This is a genomic window from Micrococcus sp. GbtcB5, from assembly GCF_019091605.1.
In the GTDB taxonomy this organism is placed as follows: Bacteria; Actinomycetota; Actinomycetes; order Actinomycetales; family Micrococcaceae; genus Micrococcus; species Micrococcus luteus.
Genome location: NZ_JAGXJK010000109.1, coordinates 1 through 376, shown reverse-complemented (window position 1 = coordinate 376; position 376 = coordinate 1). Strand labels below are relative to the sequence as shown.

Below are 376 nucleotides of genomic sequence, written 5' to 3'. Positions count from 1 at the left end.
GCGTGTGGGATCTGTTCCGCACCATCCCGCCGCTCGAGGTCGAGGGGTCAGTGCTGGCCGAGTTCTATTGGCCCAACAAAGCCGACCCGAACTATTCGCTCAACCGCGTCACGCACAACCGCGGTGAGGAGTTCGTCACGAACAGCGAGTTTGGCCTCAGCGAGAAGGCGCAGAAGGAGATGGTCAGGGTGTTCCTCGCCTCCCGCGAGGAGATGGAGGACAAGCGCATCGACGAGGTCTTCGGCGAGGACTTCCTGGACAGCAAGTTCTGGCTGTACTGGCGGACCATGTTCGCGTTCGAGAACTGGCACTCCGCGCTGGGGATGAAGCTGTACCTGCAGCGTTCACCGGCTCCACCGAGGTGGGCAAGAAGATC

Annotated in this window: 1 protein-coding gene; it reads left to right on the top strand. The window is 61.7% G+C overall.

The window, feature by feature from the left end; genetic code table 11:
* Window positions 1-376: oleate hydratase (locus tag KVS67_RS11665; protein ID WP_217565413.1), on the top strand; the 376-nt coding region annotated here is incomplete at both ends.